The 16,107-nt window shown below is 67.0% G+C and carries 11 protein-coding genes and 1 tRNA gene; 2 read left to right on the top strand and 10 right to left on the bottom strand.

Annotation, left to right across the window (positions count from 1 at the left end; all coding sequences use genetic code 11):
• Window positions 1–44 precede the first annotated feature (44 nt).
• The 10 genes from ACFWEP_RS19790 to ACFWEP_RS19835 form a co-directional block, all read right to left on the bottom strand.
• On the bottom strand, window positions 45–3,944 hold the full coding sequence (locus ACFWEP_RS19790) for a DNA-directed RNA polymerase subunit beta' (RefSeq protein ID WP_275493793.1): 3,900 nt from the start codon (window positions 3,942–3,944) through the stop codon (window positions 45–47).
• A 129-nt stretch (window positions 3,945–4,073) separates the two neighbouring features.
• Entirely contained in the window at window positions 4,074–7,559 is a 3,486-nt protein-coding gene (gene rpoB / locus ACFWEP_RS19795) for a DNA-directed RNA polymerase subunit beta (RefSeq protein WP_387371593.1), read from the bottom strand.
• A 601-nt stretch (window positions 7,560–8,160) separates the two neighbouring features.
• On the bottom strand, window positions 8,161–8,541 hold the full coding sequence (gene rplL, locus ACFWEP_RS19800; RefSeq protein ID WP_387371594.1) for a 50S ribosomal protein L7/L12: 381 nt from the start codon (window positions 8,539–8,541) through the stop codon (window positions 8,161–8,163).
• 82 nt (window positions 8,542–8,623) lie between these two features.
• The gene (rplJ, locus tag ACFWEP_RS19805) at window positions 8,624–9,181 is read right to left on the bottom strand and encodes a 50S ribosomal protein L10 (protein WP_328721265.1); all 558 of its coding nucleotides are present in this window, start codon (window positions 9,179–9,181) and stop codon (window positions 8,624–8,626) included.
• 306 nt (window positions 9,182–9,487) lie between these two features.
• Window positions 9,488–10,402, bottom strand: a complete 915-nt coding sequence (locus tag ACFWEP_RS19810) for a hypothetical protein (protein ID WP_387371595.1) — start codon at window positions 10,400–10,402, stop codon at window positions 9,488–9,490.
• 175 nt (window positions 10,403–10,577) lie between these two features.
• Window positions 10,578–11,300, bottom strand: a complete 723-nt coding sequence (gene rplA / locus ACFWEP_RS19815) for a 50S ribosomal protein L1 (protein WP_275493787.1) — start codon at window positions 11,298–11,300, stop codon at window positions 10,578–10,580.
• An 83-nt stretch (window positions 11,301–11,383) separates the two neighbouring features.
• On the bottom strand, window positions 11,384–11,818 hold the full coding sequence (rplK, locus tag ACFWEP_RS19820; RefSeq protein ID WP_328721262.1) for a 50S ribosomal protein L11: 435 nt from the start codon (window positions 11,816–11,818) through the stop codon (window positions 11,384–11,386).
• Window positions 11,819–11,994: 176 nt separating this feature from the next.
• Window positions 11,995–12,879 (bottom strand): transcription termination/antitermination protein NusG, encoded by an 885-nt coding sequence (gene nusG, locus ACFWEP_RS19825; RefSeq protein ID WP_387371596.1) that lies wholly within the window; start codon window positions 12,877–12,879, stop codon window positions 11,995–11,997.
• Window positions 12,880–12,952: 73 nt separating this feature from the next.
• Window positions 12,953–13,237: a preprotein translocase subunit SecE gene (gene secE / locus ACFWEP_RS19830; protein ID WP_266705301.1), complete on the bottom strand. Its 285-nt coding sequence runs from the start codon at window positions 13,235–13,237 to the stop codon at window positions 12,953–12,955.
• 108 nt (window positions 13,238–13,345) lie between these two features.
• Window positions 13,346–13,418, bottom strand: a tRNA-Trp gene (locus ACFWEP_RS19835).
• Between the two features lie 278 nt (window positions 13,419–13,696).
• Here ACFWEP_RS19835 and ACFWEP_RS19840 point away from each other — a divergent pair.
• Together ACFWEP_RS19840 and ACFWEP_RS19845 are read left to right on the top strand one after the other, a co-directional pair.
• Window positions 13,697–14,923, top strand: a complete 1,227-nt coding sequence (locus ACFWEP_RS19840) for a pyridoxal phosphate-dependent aminotransferase (protein WP_387371597.1) — start codon at window positions 13,697–13,699, stop codon at window positions 14,921–14,923.
• A gap of 137 nt (window positions 14,924–15,060) precedes the next feature.
• Window positions 15,061–16,107, top strand: a 1,047-nt coding sequence (locus tag ACFWEP_RS19845; RefSeq protein ID WP_387371598.1) for an adenosine deaminase, incomplete at its 3' end; no start/stop codon positions are given.

The following is a 16,107-nucleotide window of genomic DNA, read 5'->3' on the forward strand; positions in this document are numbered from 1 at the left end:
CCCCCTTCGGGGTGACCGCCCTGCGGACCGATCAAGCGACTCGCTTACTGGTTGTACGGACCGTAGTCGTAGTCCTCCAGCGGGACGGCCTGGCCGGAGCCGGTGCCGAACGGCGAGTAGTCGATGTCGTCGTAGCCGACGGCCGAGTACATCGCGGCCTTGGCTTCCTCGGTCGGCTCGACCCGGATGTTGCGGTAGCGGGCGAGGCCCGTACCGGCCGGGATGAGCTTACCGATGATGACGTTCTCCTTGAGGCCGATCAGGGAGTCCGACTTGGCGTTGATCGCCGCGTCGGTCAGGACCCTGGTCGTCTCCTGGAAGGACGCCGCCGACAGCCACGACTCGGTGGCCAGCGAGGCCTTGGTGATACCCATCAGCTGCGGACGGCCGGAGGCGGGGTGTCCGCCCTCGGTGACCACACGACGGTTCTCGGTCTCGAACTTCGAGCGCTCGACGAGCTCGCCCGGCAGGAGCTCCGCGTCGCCGGACTCGATGATCGTCACGCGGCGGAGCATCTGCCGGATGATGATCTCGATGTGCTTGTCGTGGATCGACACGCCCTGCGAGTTGTAGACCTTCTGGACTTCGCCGACCAGGTGGACCTGGACCGCACGCTGGCCGAGGATGCGCAGCACGTCGTGCGGGTTGGTCGCACCGAAGGTCAGCTTCTGGCCGACCTCCACGTGGTCGCCCTCGCGGACGAGCACCTTGGAGCGCTTGGAGATCGGGAAGGGAGTCTCTTCGCTGCCGTCGTCCGGCGTGACGATGATCTTCTTGGTCTTCTCGGTCTCTTCGATCCGGATGCGGCCTGCGGCCTCGGAGATCGGAGCGACACCCTTCGGCGTACGAGCCTCGAAGAGCTCGACGACACGGGGCAGACCCTGGGTGATGTCGTCACCGGCCACACCACCGGTGTGGAAGGTACGCATCGTCAGCTGGGTACCGGGCTCACCGATGGACTGGGCGGCGATGATGCCGACCGCCTCACCGATGTCGACCAGCTTGCCGGTGGCGAGCGAGCGTCCGTAGCAGAAGGCACAGGTGCCGACCGCGGACTCACAGGTCAGGACGGAACGCGTCTTGACCTCCTCGACACCCGCGTTGACGAGGGCGTCGATGAGCACGTCACCGAGGTCCACGTTGGCCGGCGCGATGACCTTGCCGTCGATGACGACGTCCTCGGCCAGCATGCGGGCGTACACCGAGGTCTCGACGTCGTCCGTCTTGCGCAGGACACCGTCCTCGCCCTTGACGGCGATCTTCAGCTTGAGGCCGCGGTCGGTGCCACAGTCCTCTTCGCGGATGATCACGTCCTGCGAGACGTCCACCAGACGACGGGTCAGGTAACCCGAGTCGGCGGTACGCAGCGCGGTGTCGGCCAGACCCTTACGGGCACCGTGCGTGGAGATGAAGTACTCGAGGACGGTGAGGCCCTCACGGAACGACGCCTTGATGGGACGCGGGATCGTCTCGTTCTTGGCGTTCGACACCAGACCACGCATACCGGCGATCTGACGCATCTGCATCATGTTTCCTCGGGCACCCGAGTCAACCATCATGAAGATGGGGTTCACCTTGGGGAAGTTCGCGTTCATCGCCTCGGCAACCTCGTTGGTCGCCTTGGTCCAGATCGCGATGAGCTCCTGCGTGCGCTCGTCCTTGGTGATCAGACCGCGCTCGTACTGCTTCTGGACCTTCTCGTCCTGCTCCTCGTAGCCGCGCACGATGGCCTTCTTGGCCTCGGGCACGACGATGTCGGAGACCGCGACGGTCACACCGGAGCGGGTCGCCCAGTGGAAACCGGCCGCCTTCAGGTTGTCGAGCGTCGCCGCCACGATGACCTTGGGGTAGCGCTCGGCCAGGTCGTTGACGATCTCGGAGAGCTGCTTCTTGCCCACCGAGTAGTCGACGAACGGGTAGTCCTCGGGCAGCAGCTCGTTGAAGAGCGCGCGGCCCAGGCTCGTACGCAGACGGAAGGTGTCGCCCGGCTGGTACTCGGGCTCGCCCTCTTCGGCGACCGGCGGCACCCAGCCACGCGGCGGGATGGTGCCCACCGGGAAGCGGATGTCGACCTTCGCCTGCAGCGACAGCTCGCGGGCGTCGAAGGCCATGGTGGCCTCGGCCGTGGAGCCGAACGCGCGGTCCGTGCCCTTGACGTTGCGGCCCTCTTCGTCCGTGGTGAGGAAGAAGAGACCCAGCACCATGTCCTGGGTCGGCATGGTGACGGGGCGACCGTCGGCCGGCTTCAGGATGTTGTTCGAGGACAGCATCAGGATGCGGGCCTCGGCCTGCGCCTCCGCGGAGAGCGGCAGGTGCACGGCCATCTGGTCACCGTCGAAGTCCGCGTTGAACGCGGTGCAGACGAGCGGGTGGATCTGGATGGCCTTGCCCTCGACCAGCTGGGGTTCGAAGGCCTGGATGCCGAGGCGGTGCAGGGTGGGTGCACGGTTCAGCAGCACCGGGTGTTCGGCGATGACCTCTTCGAGGACGTCGTACACGACGGTGCGGCCACGCTCGACCATGCGCTTCGCCGACTTGATGTTCTGCGCGTGGTTCAGGTCCACCAGGCGCTTCATCACGAACGGCTTGAAGAGCTCCAGCGCCATGGCCTTCGGCAGACCGCACTGGTGCAGCTTGAGCTGCGGGCCGACGACGATCACGGAACGCGCGGAGTAGTCCACGCGCTTGCCGAGGAGGTTCTGACGGAATCGACCCTGCTTGCCCTTGAGCATGTCGCTCAGGGACTTCAGCGGACGGTTGCCGGGGCCCGTGACCGGGCGACCACGACGGCCGTTGTCGAACAGCGCGTCGACGGCCTCCTGGAGCATGCGCTTCTCGTTGTTCACGATGATCTCGGGGGCACCGAGGTCGAGAAGGCGCTTCAGGCGGTTGTTGCGGTTGATCACGCGGCGGTACAGGTCGTTCAGGTCGGAGGTCGCGAAGCGGCCACCGTCCAGCTGCACCATCGGACGCAGGTCCGGCGGGATGACCGGCACGCAGTCGAGCACCATGCCCTTGGGCTTGTTGCTGGTCTGCAGGAACGCGGAGACGACCTTGAGGCGCTTGAGCGCACGGGTCTTCTTCTGGCCCTTGCCGGAACGGATGATCTCGCGGAGGCGCTCGGCCTCCTCGTCGAGGTCGAAGGACTCCAGGCGCTTCTGCAGCGCGGCGGCGCCCATGCAGCCGTCGAAGTACGTGCCGAAGCGGTCACGCAGCTCGCGGTAGAGCAGCTCGTCGCCTTCGAGGTCCTGGACCTTGAGGTTCTTGAAGCGGCTCCACACCTCGTCGAGACGGTCGATCTCGCGCTGCGCACGGTCGCGCAGCTGCTTCATCTCGCGCTCGGCACCTTCGCGCACCTTGCGGCGCACGTCGGCCTTGGCACCCTCGGCCTCCAGCTCGCCCAGGTCGGTCTCGAGCTTCTTGGCGCGGTTCTCCAGGTCGGAGTCGCGACGGTTCTCGACCTGCTGGCGCTCGACGGAGACGTGGGCCTCCAGCGACGGGAGGTCGCGGGTGCGGCGCTCCTCGTCGACGAACGTGATCATGTACGCGGCGAAGTAGATGACCTTTTCGAGGTCCTTCGGCGCGAGGTCCAGCAGGTACCCGAGGCGCGACGGGACGCCCTTGAAGTACCAGATGTGGGTGACGGGAGCGGCAAGCTCGATGTGGCCCATGCGCTCGCGGCGCACCTTGGCGCGCGTGACCTCGACGCCACAGCGCTCACAGATGATGCCCTTGAAGCGGACACGCTTGTACTTGCCGCAGTAGCACTCCCAGTCCCGGGTCGGACCGAAGATCTTCTCGCAGAAGAGTCCGTCCTTTTCGGGCTTGAGCGTGCGGTAGTTGATGGTCTCCGGCTTCTTCACTTCGCCGTGGGACCAGGTCCGGATGTCGTCCGCGGTGGCAAGGCCGATCCGCAGCTCGTCGAAGAAGTTGACGTCGAGCACTTGTCGTCAATCCCTCTTTCGGGGGTTCGAGCCCCTCGCCGTCAAGCGAAAAGATGGGGCACTTCAGCAATGGTCTGAACGGGTCCCGGGAGGGCCGGCCGGATCACGGGGATCCGGCCGGCCTACCCGTCAGACCTCTTCGACGCTGCTCGGCTCGCGCCGGGACAGGTCGATACCGAGTTCCTCCGCCGCGCGGAAGACGTCCTCGTCCGTGTCGCGCATCTCGATGGACATGCCGTCCGAGGACAGCACCTCCACGTTGAGGCAGAGCGACTGCATTTCCTTGATGAGCACCTTGAAGGACTCAGGGATGCCCGGCTCAGGGATGTTCTCGCCCTTGACGATGGCCTCGTAGACCTTCACGCGGCCGGTCACGTCGTCGGACTTGATCGTCAGCAGCTCCTGGAGGGCGTACGCGGCGCCATAAGCCTCGAGCGCCCACACCTCCATCTCTCCGAAGCGCTGACCACCGAACTGAGCCTTACCACCGAGCGGCTGCTGGGTGATCATGGAGTACGGGCCGGTCGAACGAGCGTGGAGCTTGTCGTCGACCAGGTGGTGCAGCTTGAGGATGTACATGTAACCGACCGAGACCGGCTCCGGGAACGGCTCTCCGGAGCGGCCGTCGAACAGGTTGGCCTTTCCGGTGGGCTGCACCAGGCGGTCGCCGTCGCGGTTCGGGATCGTGGCGTTGAACAGGCCGGAGATCTCGTCCTCGCGCGCACCGTCGAAGACGGGCGTGGCGACGTTGGTGCCGGGGGCGACCTGGTCGGCACCGATGGCCTGGAGCCGCTTGGCCCACTCGTCACCGAGGCCGGAGACGTCCCAGCCTCGGCTGGCGAGCCAGCCGAGGTGGATCTCCAGGACCTGTCCCGGGTTCATTCGGGACGGGACACCCAGCGGGTTGAGGATGATGTCGACCGGGGTGCCGTCCTCCAGGAACGGCATGTCCTCGATCGGCAGGATCTTCGAGATGACGCCCTTGTTGCCGTGACGGCCGGCGAGCTTGTCACCATCGGTGATCTTGCGCTTCTGCGCGACGTAGACGCGGACCAGCTGGTTCACGCCCGGCGGCAGCTCGTCGCCCTCTTCGCGGTCGAAGACGCGGACGCCGATGACCTTGCCGATCTCACCGTGCGGCACCTTCAGCGAGGTGTCGCGCACTTCGCGCGCCTTCTCACCGAAGATCGCGCGGAGCAGGCGCTCCTCGGGGGTCAGCTCGGTCTCGCCCTTGGGCGTGACCTTGCCGACGAGGATGTCACCGGCGACGACCTCGGCACCGATACGGATGATGCCGCGCTCGTCGAGGTCGGCGAGGACCTCTTCGGAGACGTTCGGGATGTCCCGGGTGATCTCCTCCGGGCCGAGCTTGGTGTCACGGGCGTCGACCTCGTGCTCCTCGATGTGGATCGAGGAGAGGACGTCGTCCTGCACGAGGCGCTGCGACAGGATGATCGCGTCCTCGTAGTTGTGACCCTCCCACGGCATGAACGCCACGAGCAGGTTCTTGCCCAGGGCCATCTCACCGTTCTCGGTGGCCGGACCGTCGGCGAGCACCTGGTCGGCGACGACCCGGTCCCCCTCGGACACGACGACCTTCTGGTTGACCGAGGTGCCCTGGTTGGAGCGCATGAACTTGGCGATGCGGTACGTGGTGTACGTGCCGTCGTCGTTCGTGACGGTGATGTAGTCCGCGGAAACCTCCTGGACCACACCGTCCTTCTCGGCCTTCAGCACGTCACCGGCGTCGGTGGCGCAGCGGTATTCCATGCCGGTGCCGACGAGGGGCGCCTCGCTCTTGATGAGCGGGACGGCCTGACGCATCATGTTCGCGCCCATGAGGGCACGGTTGGCGTCGTCGTGCTCCAGGAAGGGGATCATCGCGGTGGCGACGGACACCATCTGGCGCGGCGAGACGTCCATGTAGTCGACCTCGGCCGGCGGCACGTAGTCGACCTCACCGCCGCGGCGGCGGACCAGGACGCGGGGCTCGGTGAAGCGCAGCTCGTCGGAGAGGGTCGCGTTCGCCTGGGCGATGACGTAGCGGTCCTCCTCGTCGGCCGTGATGTAGTCGACCTCGTCGGTGACCTGGCCGTCGGTGACCTTGCGGTACGGCGTCTCGATGAAGCCGAACGCGTTGACGCGGCCGTACGAGGCGAGCGAACCGATCAGACCGATGTTCGGGCCTTCAGGGGTCTCGATCGGGCACATGCGTCCGTAGTGGGACGGGTGCACGTCTCGGACCTCGAAGCCGGCCCGCTCACGGGAGAGACCACCCGGGCCAAGAGCCGACAGGCGGCGCTTGTGGGTGAGGCCCGACAGCGGGTTGTTCTGGTCCATGAACTGCGACAGCTGGCTGGTGCCGAAGAACTCCTTGATGGAGGCGACGACCGGCCGGATGTTGATCAGGGTCTGCGGCGTGATCGCCTCGACGTCCTGGGTCGTCATGCGCTCACGCACGACGCGCTCCATACGGGCGAGACCCGTACGGACCTGGTTCTGGATCAGCTCGCCGACGTTGCGCAGGCGGCGGTTGCCGAAGTGGTCGATGTCGTCGGTCTCGACGACGATCGAACGTCCGGACTCGCCGACCGTCTCGGTCTCACCGGCGTGCAGCTTGACCAGGTACTTGATGGTCGCGATGACGTCGTCGGTGGTGAGCACGCCGGCGTCCAGCGGCTCGTCGGCGCCGAGCTTCTTGTTCACCTTGTAGCGGCCGACCTTCGCGAGGTCGTAGCGCTTCGGGTTGAAGTAGAGGTTCTCGAGCAGCGTCTGAGCGGCCTCGCGGGTCGGGGGCTCGCCCGGGCGGAGCTTGCGGTAGATGTCGAGCAGCGCGTCGTCCTGGCCCTGGGTGTGGTCCTTCTCCAGGGTGGCGCGCATCGACTCGTACTCGCCGAACTCCTCCAGGATCTGCTCGGTCGTCCAGCCGAGAGCCTTGAGGAGGACGGTGACCGACTGCTTGCGCTTGCGGTCGATGCGGACACCGACCATGTCGCGCTTGTCGATCTCCATCTCCAGCCAGGCACCCCGGGACGGGATGATCTTGGCGGAGTAGATGTCCTTGTCGGACGTCTTGTCGATCGAGGAATCGAAGTAGACGCCGGGGGAACGGACGAGCTGCGACACCACGACACGCTCGGTGCCGTTGATGACGAAGGTGCCCTTGTTGGTCATGAGCGGGAAGTCGCCCATGAAGACCGTCTGGGACTTGATCTCGCCGGTCTCGTTGTTGGTGAACTCGGCGGTGACGAAGAGCGGGGCGGCGAAGGTGAAGTCGCGCTCCTTGCACTCGTCGATCGAGTTCTTCGGGGGCTCGAATCGGTGGTCGCGGAACGTGAGCGACATCGACCCGGAGAAGTCCTCGATCGGGGAGATCTCTTCGAAGATTTCCTCGAGGCCGGACTTGGTGGGGACGTCTTGTCCACTGTCCAGAGCAGCCTCGACGCGAGCCTTCCAGGCGGCGTTGCCGAGGAGCCAGTCAAAGCTCTCGGTCTGCAGCGCGAGGAGGTTCGGAACCTCGAGGGGCTCCTTGATCTTTGCAAAGGAGATGCGCAGCGGGGCGGTGCTGGCACCGTTGTTCGTATTCGCGGTCGAGGCGTTGCGCGAGGCGGCCAAGAGGGGGTCCTTCCGAGGGCTCGGACTCACTACGCGCGTACCGGTCCCATGCCGACACGAGGACGGAAATCCCAGTTCAGGGAGGATCTGTCATCGATGCTCAAGCGTGGGCATGCCCCTGGTGACGGGCAGGAGGCAGCTAACAGGCAGCGCAAAGGGACAGTGTAGCCAAGCGGCACACTGATGTCCAGTCGGGGTTCTCAGAGACCCGCGTCGCTGTCAACAGCTGTTCTCAACACCTTTTCAGCCCTCGCGCGGCTCGTGCCGCGCGCTTCTTTACTTCCCGCTTCACTCTCGTTCCATGCCTCGGATGAGGATCGAGATGAAGACGCGTCCTGAGAATTGCGCGCCGCGTGCGGTTCGTCAAGGCCCCCCGGCCCGCTCGCGCTCCCTGAAGCCCACTCCGGGGCTCCGGGGCCCTCACCGGCGCCCTCAGGAGGCGTACGGCGATGATCACCCTACTACCCGCCGGCGGAAGAGCAAGGCGGCCGACTCGGATACGCCGAAGGGCGACCACCCGGTCGGGTGATCGCCCTTCGCGTATCCGACGGACCCCGCCTCACGGCAGGGGCGTCGCTGGTGAGTCAGAAGACTCGTGAAGTCACTTGACCTCGACGGAGGCGCCGGCGCCCTTGAGGGACTCGGCAGCCTTCTCGGCGGCCTCCTTGGCGACCTTCTCGAGGACGGGCTTCGGAGCGCCGTCGACGAGGTCCTTGGCCTCCTTCAGGCCGAGGGAGGTCAGCTCACGCACGACCTTGATGACCTGGATCTTCTTCTCGCCGGCACCCGTGAGGATGACGTCGAACTCGTCCTGCTCCTCGACGGCCTCGACGGCGGCAGCGCCACCACCGGCGGCAACGGCGACCGGGGCGGCGGCCGTGACGTCGAACTTCTCCTCGAACGCCTTGACGAACTCGGAGAGCTCGATGAGGGTCAGGGTCTCGAACTGCTCGAGCAGCTCTTCCTGGGACAGCTTCGCCATGATGGCGTCCTTCCACTAAGTCGGCAGGTGCCGGATGTATATGTCGGCGGGCGTACGAAGGGCCCGCTGGACCGCTGAGTGGTTACTCGGCAGCCTCGGCGGGCGCCGGCGTACCGGCACCGCCCTGCTCTTCCTTCTTGGCACGAAGCGCTTCCGCGGTGCGGACGAACTTCGAGGGGAGCGCCTGGAAGAGTGCGGCAGTCTGCGACTGCTTGCCCTTCATGGCACCTGCCAGCTTGGCGAGCAGAACCTCGCGGGACTCGAGGTCCGCGAGCTTCTTGAACTCATCGGCGGACAGCGCCTTACCGTCAAGGACACCGCCCTTGATGATGAGGTTGGGGTTGTCCTTGGCGAAGTCACGAAGACCCTTCGCCGACTCCACCGGGTCACCGGTGACGAAGGCAACCGCCGTCGGACCTGCGAACAGGTCGTCCAGCGTGTCGATCCCGGCCTCGTTGGCCGCGATCTTGGTCAGCGTGTTCTTCACCACGGCGTACTGGGCGTTCTCACCGAGCGAACGGCGCAGCTGCTTGAGCTGGGCCACGGTGAGACCCCGGTACTCGGTCAGCACGGCGGCGTTCGAGCTGCGGAACTGGTCCGCGAGCTCGGCTACCGCGGCAGCCTTGTCGGGCCTTGCCATGAGCGTCGGCCTCCTTCCGGGTGATGAGGACCGCTCAGAAGGGGCCGGGAAAGACGAAACGCCCCAGCACAAGTGCCAGGGCGCGGCTCGACCGGACGAGTCCGGGAGCGTTCCACAGTCACCTGCGCAGGTCGTCCGTCTGTACGGAACCTTCGGTTGATGCCCCTTCTTGCGAAGGCACACCAACGACCAGCGGTCTTTGGCTTCTCAAGGAGCGTACGCGACCGGGACCGTGCGGAGCAAATCCGTCCGGAATCCATGGGGTGCGGGAGGTTTGGGCCGGCACCCCATGGGCCACGGGAGGGGTCAGGAGGCGGCCTTCGAGGCCTGACCGGCGATCTCCTTGAAGTCGACCGTGTCCCCGGCCGGGGGCTGGGCGACGCTCACCGCGGAGCCGTAGTCGCTGAAGAAGGAGGTGCTGTTCACCGCACCGTTGGCGCTGTCGGCGCTCGAGGTCTGCTTGATCAGCAGGTCGTTCTCGTCGACCCACAGGTCGACGGTCTCCTTGGTGATGCCCGTCTTGTCCAGCTGCTCCTTGAACTCCTCGAGCTGCGCGGCGTCGAGGCCGGCGGTCTTCTCGGACAGTGCGGCGACGTCGACGGTGCCGGAGTAGTGCGTGGTCGCGACACCCCGGACGTTCTCCTCGCCGATCTTCTTGATGGTGCCGGAGGCCAGGAGGGACTCCACGCTCTTCTCGGGCGTGCTGCCCTGCATCTGGTCCTTGAGCACCTCGCCGGAGGCCCCGGCGATCGAGGCGAGGTCCTCGTAGCCGTACCGGATCCAGTGCTTGCCTCCGATGGCCTCCGCGAAGCCGTCGCCCATGTTCGCGAAGTAGGCGTCCTTGAGGTACACCGTCCGCATGGTGCCGTCGGGGCTCATCTGCTTCATGGCCTCGGCCATGGTGCCGCCGGTGTACTTGATGGTGACGTCACCGGTGATGCCGTCGGACCAGTCCATGGACCCGGTCATCGTCATCGACATGGTGGTGCCCATCTCGACGGTGCTCTCGATCTTGGCGGATTCGGCTCCGCCGCTCTTCTGCTGCACCTTCTTGAGCGCGGCGATCGGAGACACCGCGGCCGCTGCGGCGGCCGGGCTCTTGTCGCCGTTCTTGCCGCCCGAGCCGCTCGCCCCGTCCGACCCCCCGCACGCCGCCACCGAAGACAGCGCCGCCATCGTCACGACCGACACGCACACGCGTCGCAGTGTCCTGCTCGTCATCACTGAACCCCACCCCTCGTACGTACTGTCGTTCCACCCTCGCACAGAGGGCTGACAGCAACCGGTGCGAGTCCTTCCGTACGGACCGCTCCCGCATACGAAGACGGGCCCCGCAACCGAATGGTTGCAGGGCCCATCTACACGCGTGACGCGACTCCCCGATGAGCACGGAGGCTCAGAGGGAGGCCGGGTCCTCCTCGACGAGGAGGTTACGGGTGCGGTTCTGGTCCAGCGGGATGCCGGGGCCCATCGTGGTGGCCAGTGCGGCCTTCTTGATGTAGCGGCCCTTGGCGGCAGACGGCTTCAGACGAAGGATCTCGTCCAGCGCGGCGGCGTAGTTCTCGACCAGCTTCGTCTCGTCGAAGGAGACCTTGCCGATGATGAAGTGCAGGTTCGAGTGCTTGTCGACGCGGAACTCGATCTTGCCGCCCTTGATGTCGTTGACAGCCTTGACGACATCGGGGGTGACGGTGCCGGTCTTCGGGTTCGGCATCAGACCACGCGGACCGAGCACACGGCCGAGGCGGCCGACCTTGCCCATGAGGTCCGGGGTGGCGACGACGGCGTCGAAGTCCAGGCGGCCCTTCGCGACCTCGTCGATGAGCTCGTCGGAGCCGACGATGTCGGCGCCCGCGGCTTCCGCGGCCGCAGCACGGTCACCGGTCGCGAAGACCAGGACCCGGGCGGTCTTGCCGGTGCCGTGCGGGAGGTTCACGGTGCCACGGACCATCTGGTCGGCCTTGCGAGGGTCGACGCCCAGGCGGAAGGCGACCTCGACGGTGCCGTCGAACTTGGTGGACGCGGTCTCCTTGGCGAGACGGACGGCCTCGAGCGGGGCGTAGAGACGCTCCCGGTCGATCTTCGCGTCCGCAGCGCGGAGGTTCTTGCTGCGCTTCACAACTGCTCCTGTGTGTTTCAGAGTGTGGAGTCGTGGTGCGGACCAGCGCCTGGTCCTACCACTTGAGGCCGTGGAGGCTGGACTCAGCCTTCGACCGTGATGCCCATGGAACGGGCGGTGCCAGCGATGATCTTCGACGCGGCGTCGAGGTCGTTGGCGTTCAGGTCGGGAAGCTTGGTCGTGGCGATCTCGCGGACCTGGGCAGCCGTCAGCTTGGCGACCTTGGTCTTGTGCGGCTCGCCGGAGCCCTTGTCCACACCCGCGGCCTTGAGGATCAGCTTGGCGGCCGGCGGAGTCTTGGTGACGAAGGTGAAGGAGCGGTCCTCGTAGACCGTGATCTCCACCGGCACGACCATGCCACGCTGCGACTCGGTCGCGGCGTTGTAGGCCTTGCAGAACTCCATGATGTTGACGCCGTGCTGACCCAGTGCGGGGCCGACCGGCGGGGCCGGGTTGGCCGCACCGGCGTTGATCTGGAGCTTGATAAGCCCCGTGATCTTCTTCTTCTTGGGAGGCATTGCTCTCTCCGGGTCCTAGTGAGAGTGTTTCGCCGCCATTCCGGTCATCCGGACGGAGGCATACCGCACAACGATAACGGGTATAGCTGCGCGACCAAAAACCGAGCAGGTCAGACCGGCTACGAAGCCTGTCTGACCTGCTCGGTAAGCATGCGTCCAGAAGGAGGCGAAAGCCGTCAGTTCTTCTGGATCTGGTCGAAGCTGAGCTCGACCGGGGTCTCGCGGCCGAAGATCTCGACGAGACCCTTGACCTTCTTCGAGTCGGCGTTGATCTCGTTGATCGTCGCCTGGAGGGTCGCGAACGGGCCGTCGGTGACGGTGACCGAGTCGCCCACCTCGAAGTCGAGCACCTGGACCTCGACCCGACGGGCCGGAGCCGGCTTGCCCGCGGCCTCGGCGGCCTCGCGAGCGGCCTTCTCCTCGGCCTCGGGAGCGAGCATCTTCACGATCTCGTCCAGGGTCAGCGGGTACGGGTCGTAGGCGTTGCCCACGAAGCCGGTGACGCCGGGCGTGTTGCGGACGACGCCCCAGGACTCGTTCGTCAGGTCCATGCGCACCAGGACGTAGCCCGGGAGCTTGTTCTGGCGGACGTTCTTACGCTCGCCGTTCTTGATCTGGACGATCTCTTCCTCGGGGACTTCCGCCTGGTAGACGAACTCCTCGACGTTGAGCGAGACGGCACGCTGCTCGAGGTTGGCCTTCACGCGCTTCTCGTACCCGGCGTACGTGTGGATGACGTACCACTCGCCGGGCAGGGTGCGGAGTTCCTCGCGCAGGGCGGCGACGGGGTCGACGGGGGCGGCCGGTTCGGCGGCCTCCTCGGACTCCTCGTCGGCTTCGTCCTCGGCGAGCGCCTCGTCGTCGGACTCGTCGTCCTCGTCGGACTCGACGGAAGCGTCCTCGTCGGGCTCGGCGTCGGCGCTCTCGTCAGCAGCTTCGACCTGGTCCGTGGACTCGGAGGACTCGGACTCCGAGGCCTCAACGATGTCGTGCTGGTCCTCGGCGGACTCGAAGGCGTCCGTCCCGGACTCGGCGGCGTCGTTCAGGTTCGGGTCAGACACGATGGCTGCTTCTTCCTGGATACAAATGGGTGGAACATGCGAAAGGGGCGCCGGTGAGGCGCCCTCCGCGGGATCAGCCGAAGACGTACTTGATGACCCGCTGGAATCCGAAGTCAATCACGGTAACGAGACCAATCATGACGACTACGAACACAATCACCACGGTGGTGTACGTGCTCAGCTGCTTGCGCGTGGGCCAGACGACCTTGCGCAGCTCGGCGATGATCTGACGGTAGAAGAGCGCGAGACGGCCGAAGGGGCCCTTCTTGCCGCGCTTGCCGCCCTTCCGAGTCTTCTTGGACTCGGGTGCTTCATCCTCAGCATCAGGCATGTCGATGGAGCCCACGGCGTCCGTCACGCTACTCACCTGATTCCGGGTCGTGGCCGTGCCGCGCCCGTTGGAGCCGCGCACGGCTGTGCAATGAAGTACGTACATGCGCACACATCCCGGCGAAGGAGTGTGTAGCAGGGCCGGAGGGACTTGAACCCCCAACCGCTGGTTTTGGAGACCAGTGCTCTACCAATTGAGCTACGACCCTTTGTGGTTTCCCCAACCTACCGCATGTTCCCTGGTGAACAGGAAGTCATTCCGGTGCGGCTGGTGAAGGCCAACGACAGGTGAGTGTACGTGTTCACGGGCCCCGCGTCGAACAGAAGATGAGCGGGCCATCCGGACGGGGGTCGGCGGGGCGTGTCCGGGGGCTTCTCCGGGCCCCCGTTCCGGCCCTGGCCAGGGCCTGTGCGGCGGGTTCCGGGACGCCTGCCACCCGCGGGAAAGGCCGCGCCGAGGGGGCTGCCGGTCGTGCACCATGGGGGCATGAGCGCTGCAACTTCTCCGACCGAACGCCGGGTCTCCGTCCGCGTCGGTGCGATCTCCGAGTCCGCCACCCTCGCCGTCGACGCCAAGGCGAAGGCCCTCAAGGCCGCCGGCCGTCCGGTGATCGGGTTCGGTGCCGGTGAACCCGACTTCCCGACGCCCGACTACATCGTCGAGGCCGCGGTCGAGGCGTGCCGCAACCCGAGGTACCACCGCTACACCCCCGCGGGCGGGCTGCCGGAGCTCAAGGCGGCCATCGCGGCGAAGACGCTGCGCGACTCCGGCTACGAGGTCGACGCCTCGCAGGTCCTGGTGACCAACGGCGGCAAGCAGGCCATCTACGAGGCCTTCGCCGCGCTTCTCGACCCGGGCGACGAGGTCATCGTCCCCGCCCCCTACTGGACCACCTACCCCGAGTCGATCCGGCTGGCCGGCGGTGTCCCGGTGGACGTCGTCGCCGACGAGACCACCGGGTACAAGGTCACCGTCGAGCAGCTGGAGGCCGCCCGTACCGAGCGGACGAAGGTCGTGCTGTTCGTCTCGCCGTCCAACCCGACCGGCGCGGTGTACACCGAGGCCGAGGCCGAGGCGATCGGCCGCTGGGCCGTCGAGCACGGGCTGTGGGTGCTGACCGACGAGATCTACGAGCACCTCGTCTACGGCGACGCGGAGTTCACCTCGCTGCCGGCCCTGCTGCCGGAGCTGCGGGACAAGTGCATCGTGGTCAACGGCGTCGCCAAGACGTACGCGATGACCGGCTGGCGGGTGGGCTGGATCATCGGCCCGAAGGACATCGTGAAGGCGGCGACCAACCTCCAGTCGCACGCCACGTCCAACGTCTCCAACGTCGCCCAGGCCGCCGCGCTGGCCGCCGTCTCCGGTCCGCTGGACGCGGTCGCCGAGATGCGGACCGCCTTCGACCGCCGCCGGAAGACGATGGTGCGGATGCTCAACGAGATCGACGGCGTCCTCTGCCCGGAGCCCGAGGGCGCGTTCTACGCCTACCCCTCGGTGAAGGGGCTGCTCGGCAAGGAGATCCGCGGCAGGCGTCCGGCGACCTCGGTCGAGCTGGCGGCGCTGATCCTGGACGAGGCCGAGGTCGCCGTCGTACCGGGTGAGGCCTTCGGTACGCCGGGTTACCTCCGCCTCTCCTACGCGCTGGGCGACGACGACCTGGCCGAGGGCGTCTCGCGGATCCAGAAGCTGCTGGCGGAGGCGCGCGACTGACCGCGCACGCAAGCACGGGAGAGTGCCCCCGGGCCGCGGACTTCATGTCCCGGGCCGGGGGCGCTTTTTTGTTCGCCCCCCTCCCCGAAAGGGAAAGCCGCTTCCGCTCCGGGGCGCGGGTGCGGCAGGATCTTCCAATGGAGCGTGATGTACGTCTGTTGCCCAAGGCCCACCTGCACCTGCACTTCACCGGGTCGATGCGGCCCACCACCCTGCTCGAACTCGCCGACAAGTACGGCGTGCGCCTGCCCGAGGCCCTCACCGGCGGTGAACCTCCCGAACTGCGGGCGACCGACGAGCGCGGCTGGTTCCGCTTCCAGCGGCTCTACGACATCGCCCGGTCCTGCCTGCGGGAGCCGGAGGACATCCAGCGCCTGGTGCGGGAGACCGCGCGGGAGGACGTCGCGGACGGCTCCGGCTGGCTGGAGATCCAGGTCGACCCCACCTCGTACGCCCCGCTGCTCGGCGGGCTGATCCCGGCGATCGAGATCATCCTGGACGCCGTGGACAGCGCCTCCCGGGACACCGGGCTGGGGATACGGGTGGTGATCGCGGCGAACCGCATGAAGCACCCGTTGGACGCCCGCACCCTGGCCCGGCTGGCGGTGCGGTACGCGGACCGGGGCGTCGTCGGGTTCGGCCTCTCCAACGACGAGCGCCGGGGCATGGCCCGCGACTTCGACCGGGCCTTCGCCATCGCCCGCGAGGGCGGACTGATCGCAGCCCCGCACGGCGGCGAGCTGGCCGGCCCGTCCAGCGTCCGCGACTGCCTGGACGATCTGGACGCGTACCGGATCGGGCACGGGGTCCGGGCGGCCGAGGACCCCCGCCTGATGCGCCGGCTGGCGGAGCGCGGGATCACCTGCGAGGTCTGCCCCGCGTCCAACGTGGCACTCGGGGTCTACGAGAAGCCCGACGACGTCCCGCTGCGGACCCTCTTCGACGCGGGGGTGCCGATGGCGCTCGGCGCGGACGACCCGCTTCTCTTCGGCGCCCGGCTGGCGGACCAGTACGACCTGGTGCGCCGGCACCACGCCTTCACCGACGCGGAGCTGGCGGAGCTCGCCCGGCAGTCGGTGCGCGGTTCGGTGGCCCCGGAGGACGTACGGCAGAAGATGCCGCCGCGGACGACGAGTCGCTCGAGGTCTACTCCGAGCGCTCCCCGCTCGGCGAGGCCATCAACG

The sequence above is a fragment of the Streptomyces sp. NPDC060198 genome (assembly GCF_042728415.1).
Taxonomy (GTDB): Bacteria; Actinomycetota; Actinomycetes; order Streptomycetales; family Streptomycetaceae; genus Streptomyces.

What these genes read in the sequence shown, in the direction of transcription:
- rplL (WP_387371594.1), bottom strand. Translation starts at nt 8,541, where the DNA reads ATGGCGAAGCTGTCCCAGGAAGAGCTGCTCGAGCAGTTCGAGACCCTG.
- ACFWEP_RS19840 (WP_387371597.1), top strand. Translation starts at nt 13,697, where the DNA reads ATGAGCGCTGCAACTTCTCCGACCGAACGCCGGGTCTCCGTCCGCGTC.
- rplJ (WP_328721265.1), bottom strand. Translation starts at nt 9,181, where the DNA reads ATGGCAAGGCCCGACAAGGCTGCCGCGGTAGCCGAGCTCGCGGACCAG.
- ACFWEP_RS19810 (WP_387371595.1), bottom strand. Translation starts at nt 10,402, where the DNA reads ATGACGAGCAGGACACTGCGACGCGTGTGCGTGTCGGTCGTGACGATG.
- rplK (WP_328721262.1), bottom strand. Translation starts at nt 11,818, where the DNA reads ATGCCTCCCAAGAAGAAGAAGATCACGGGGCTTATCAAGCTCCAGATC.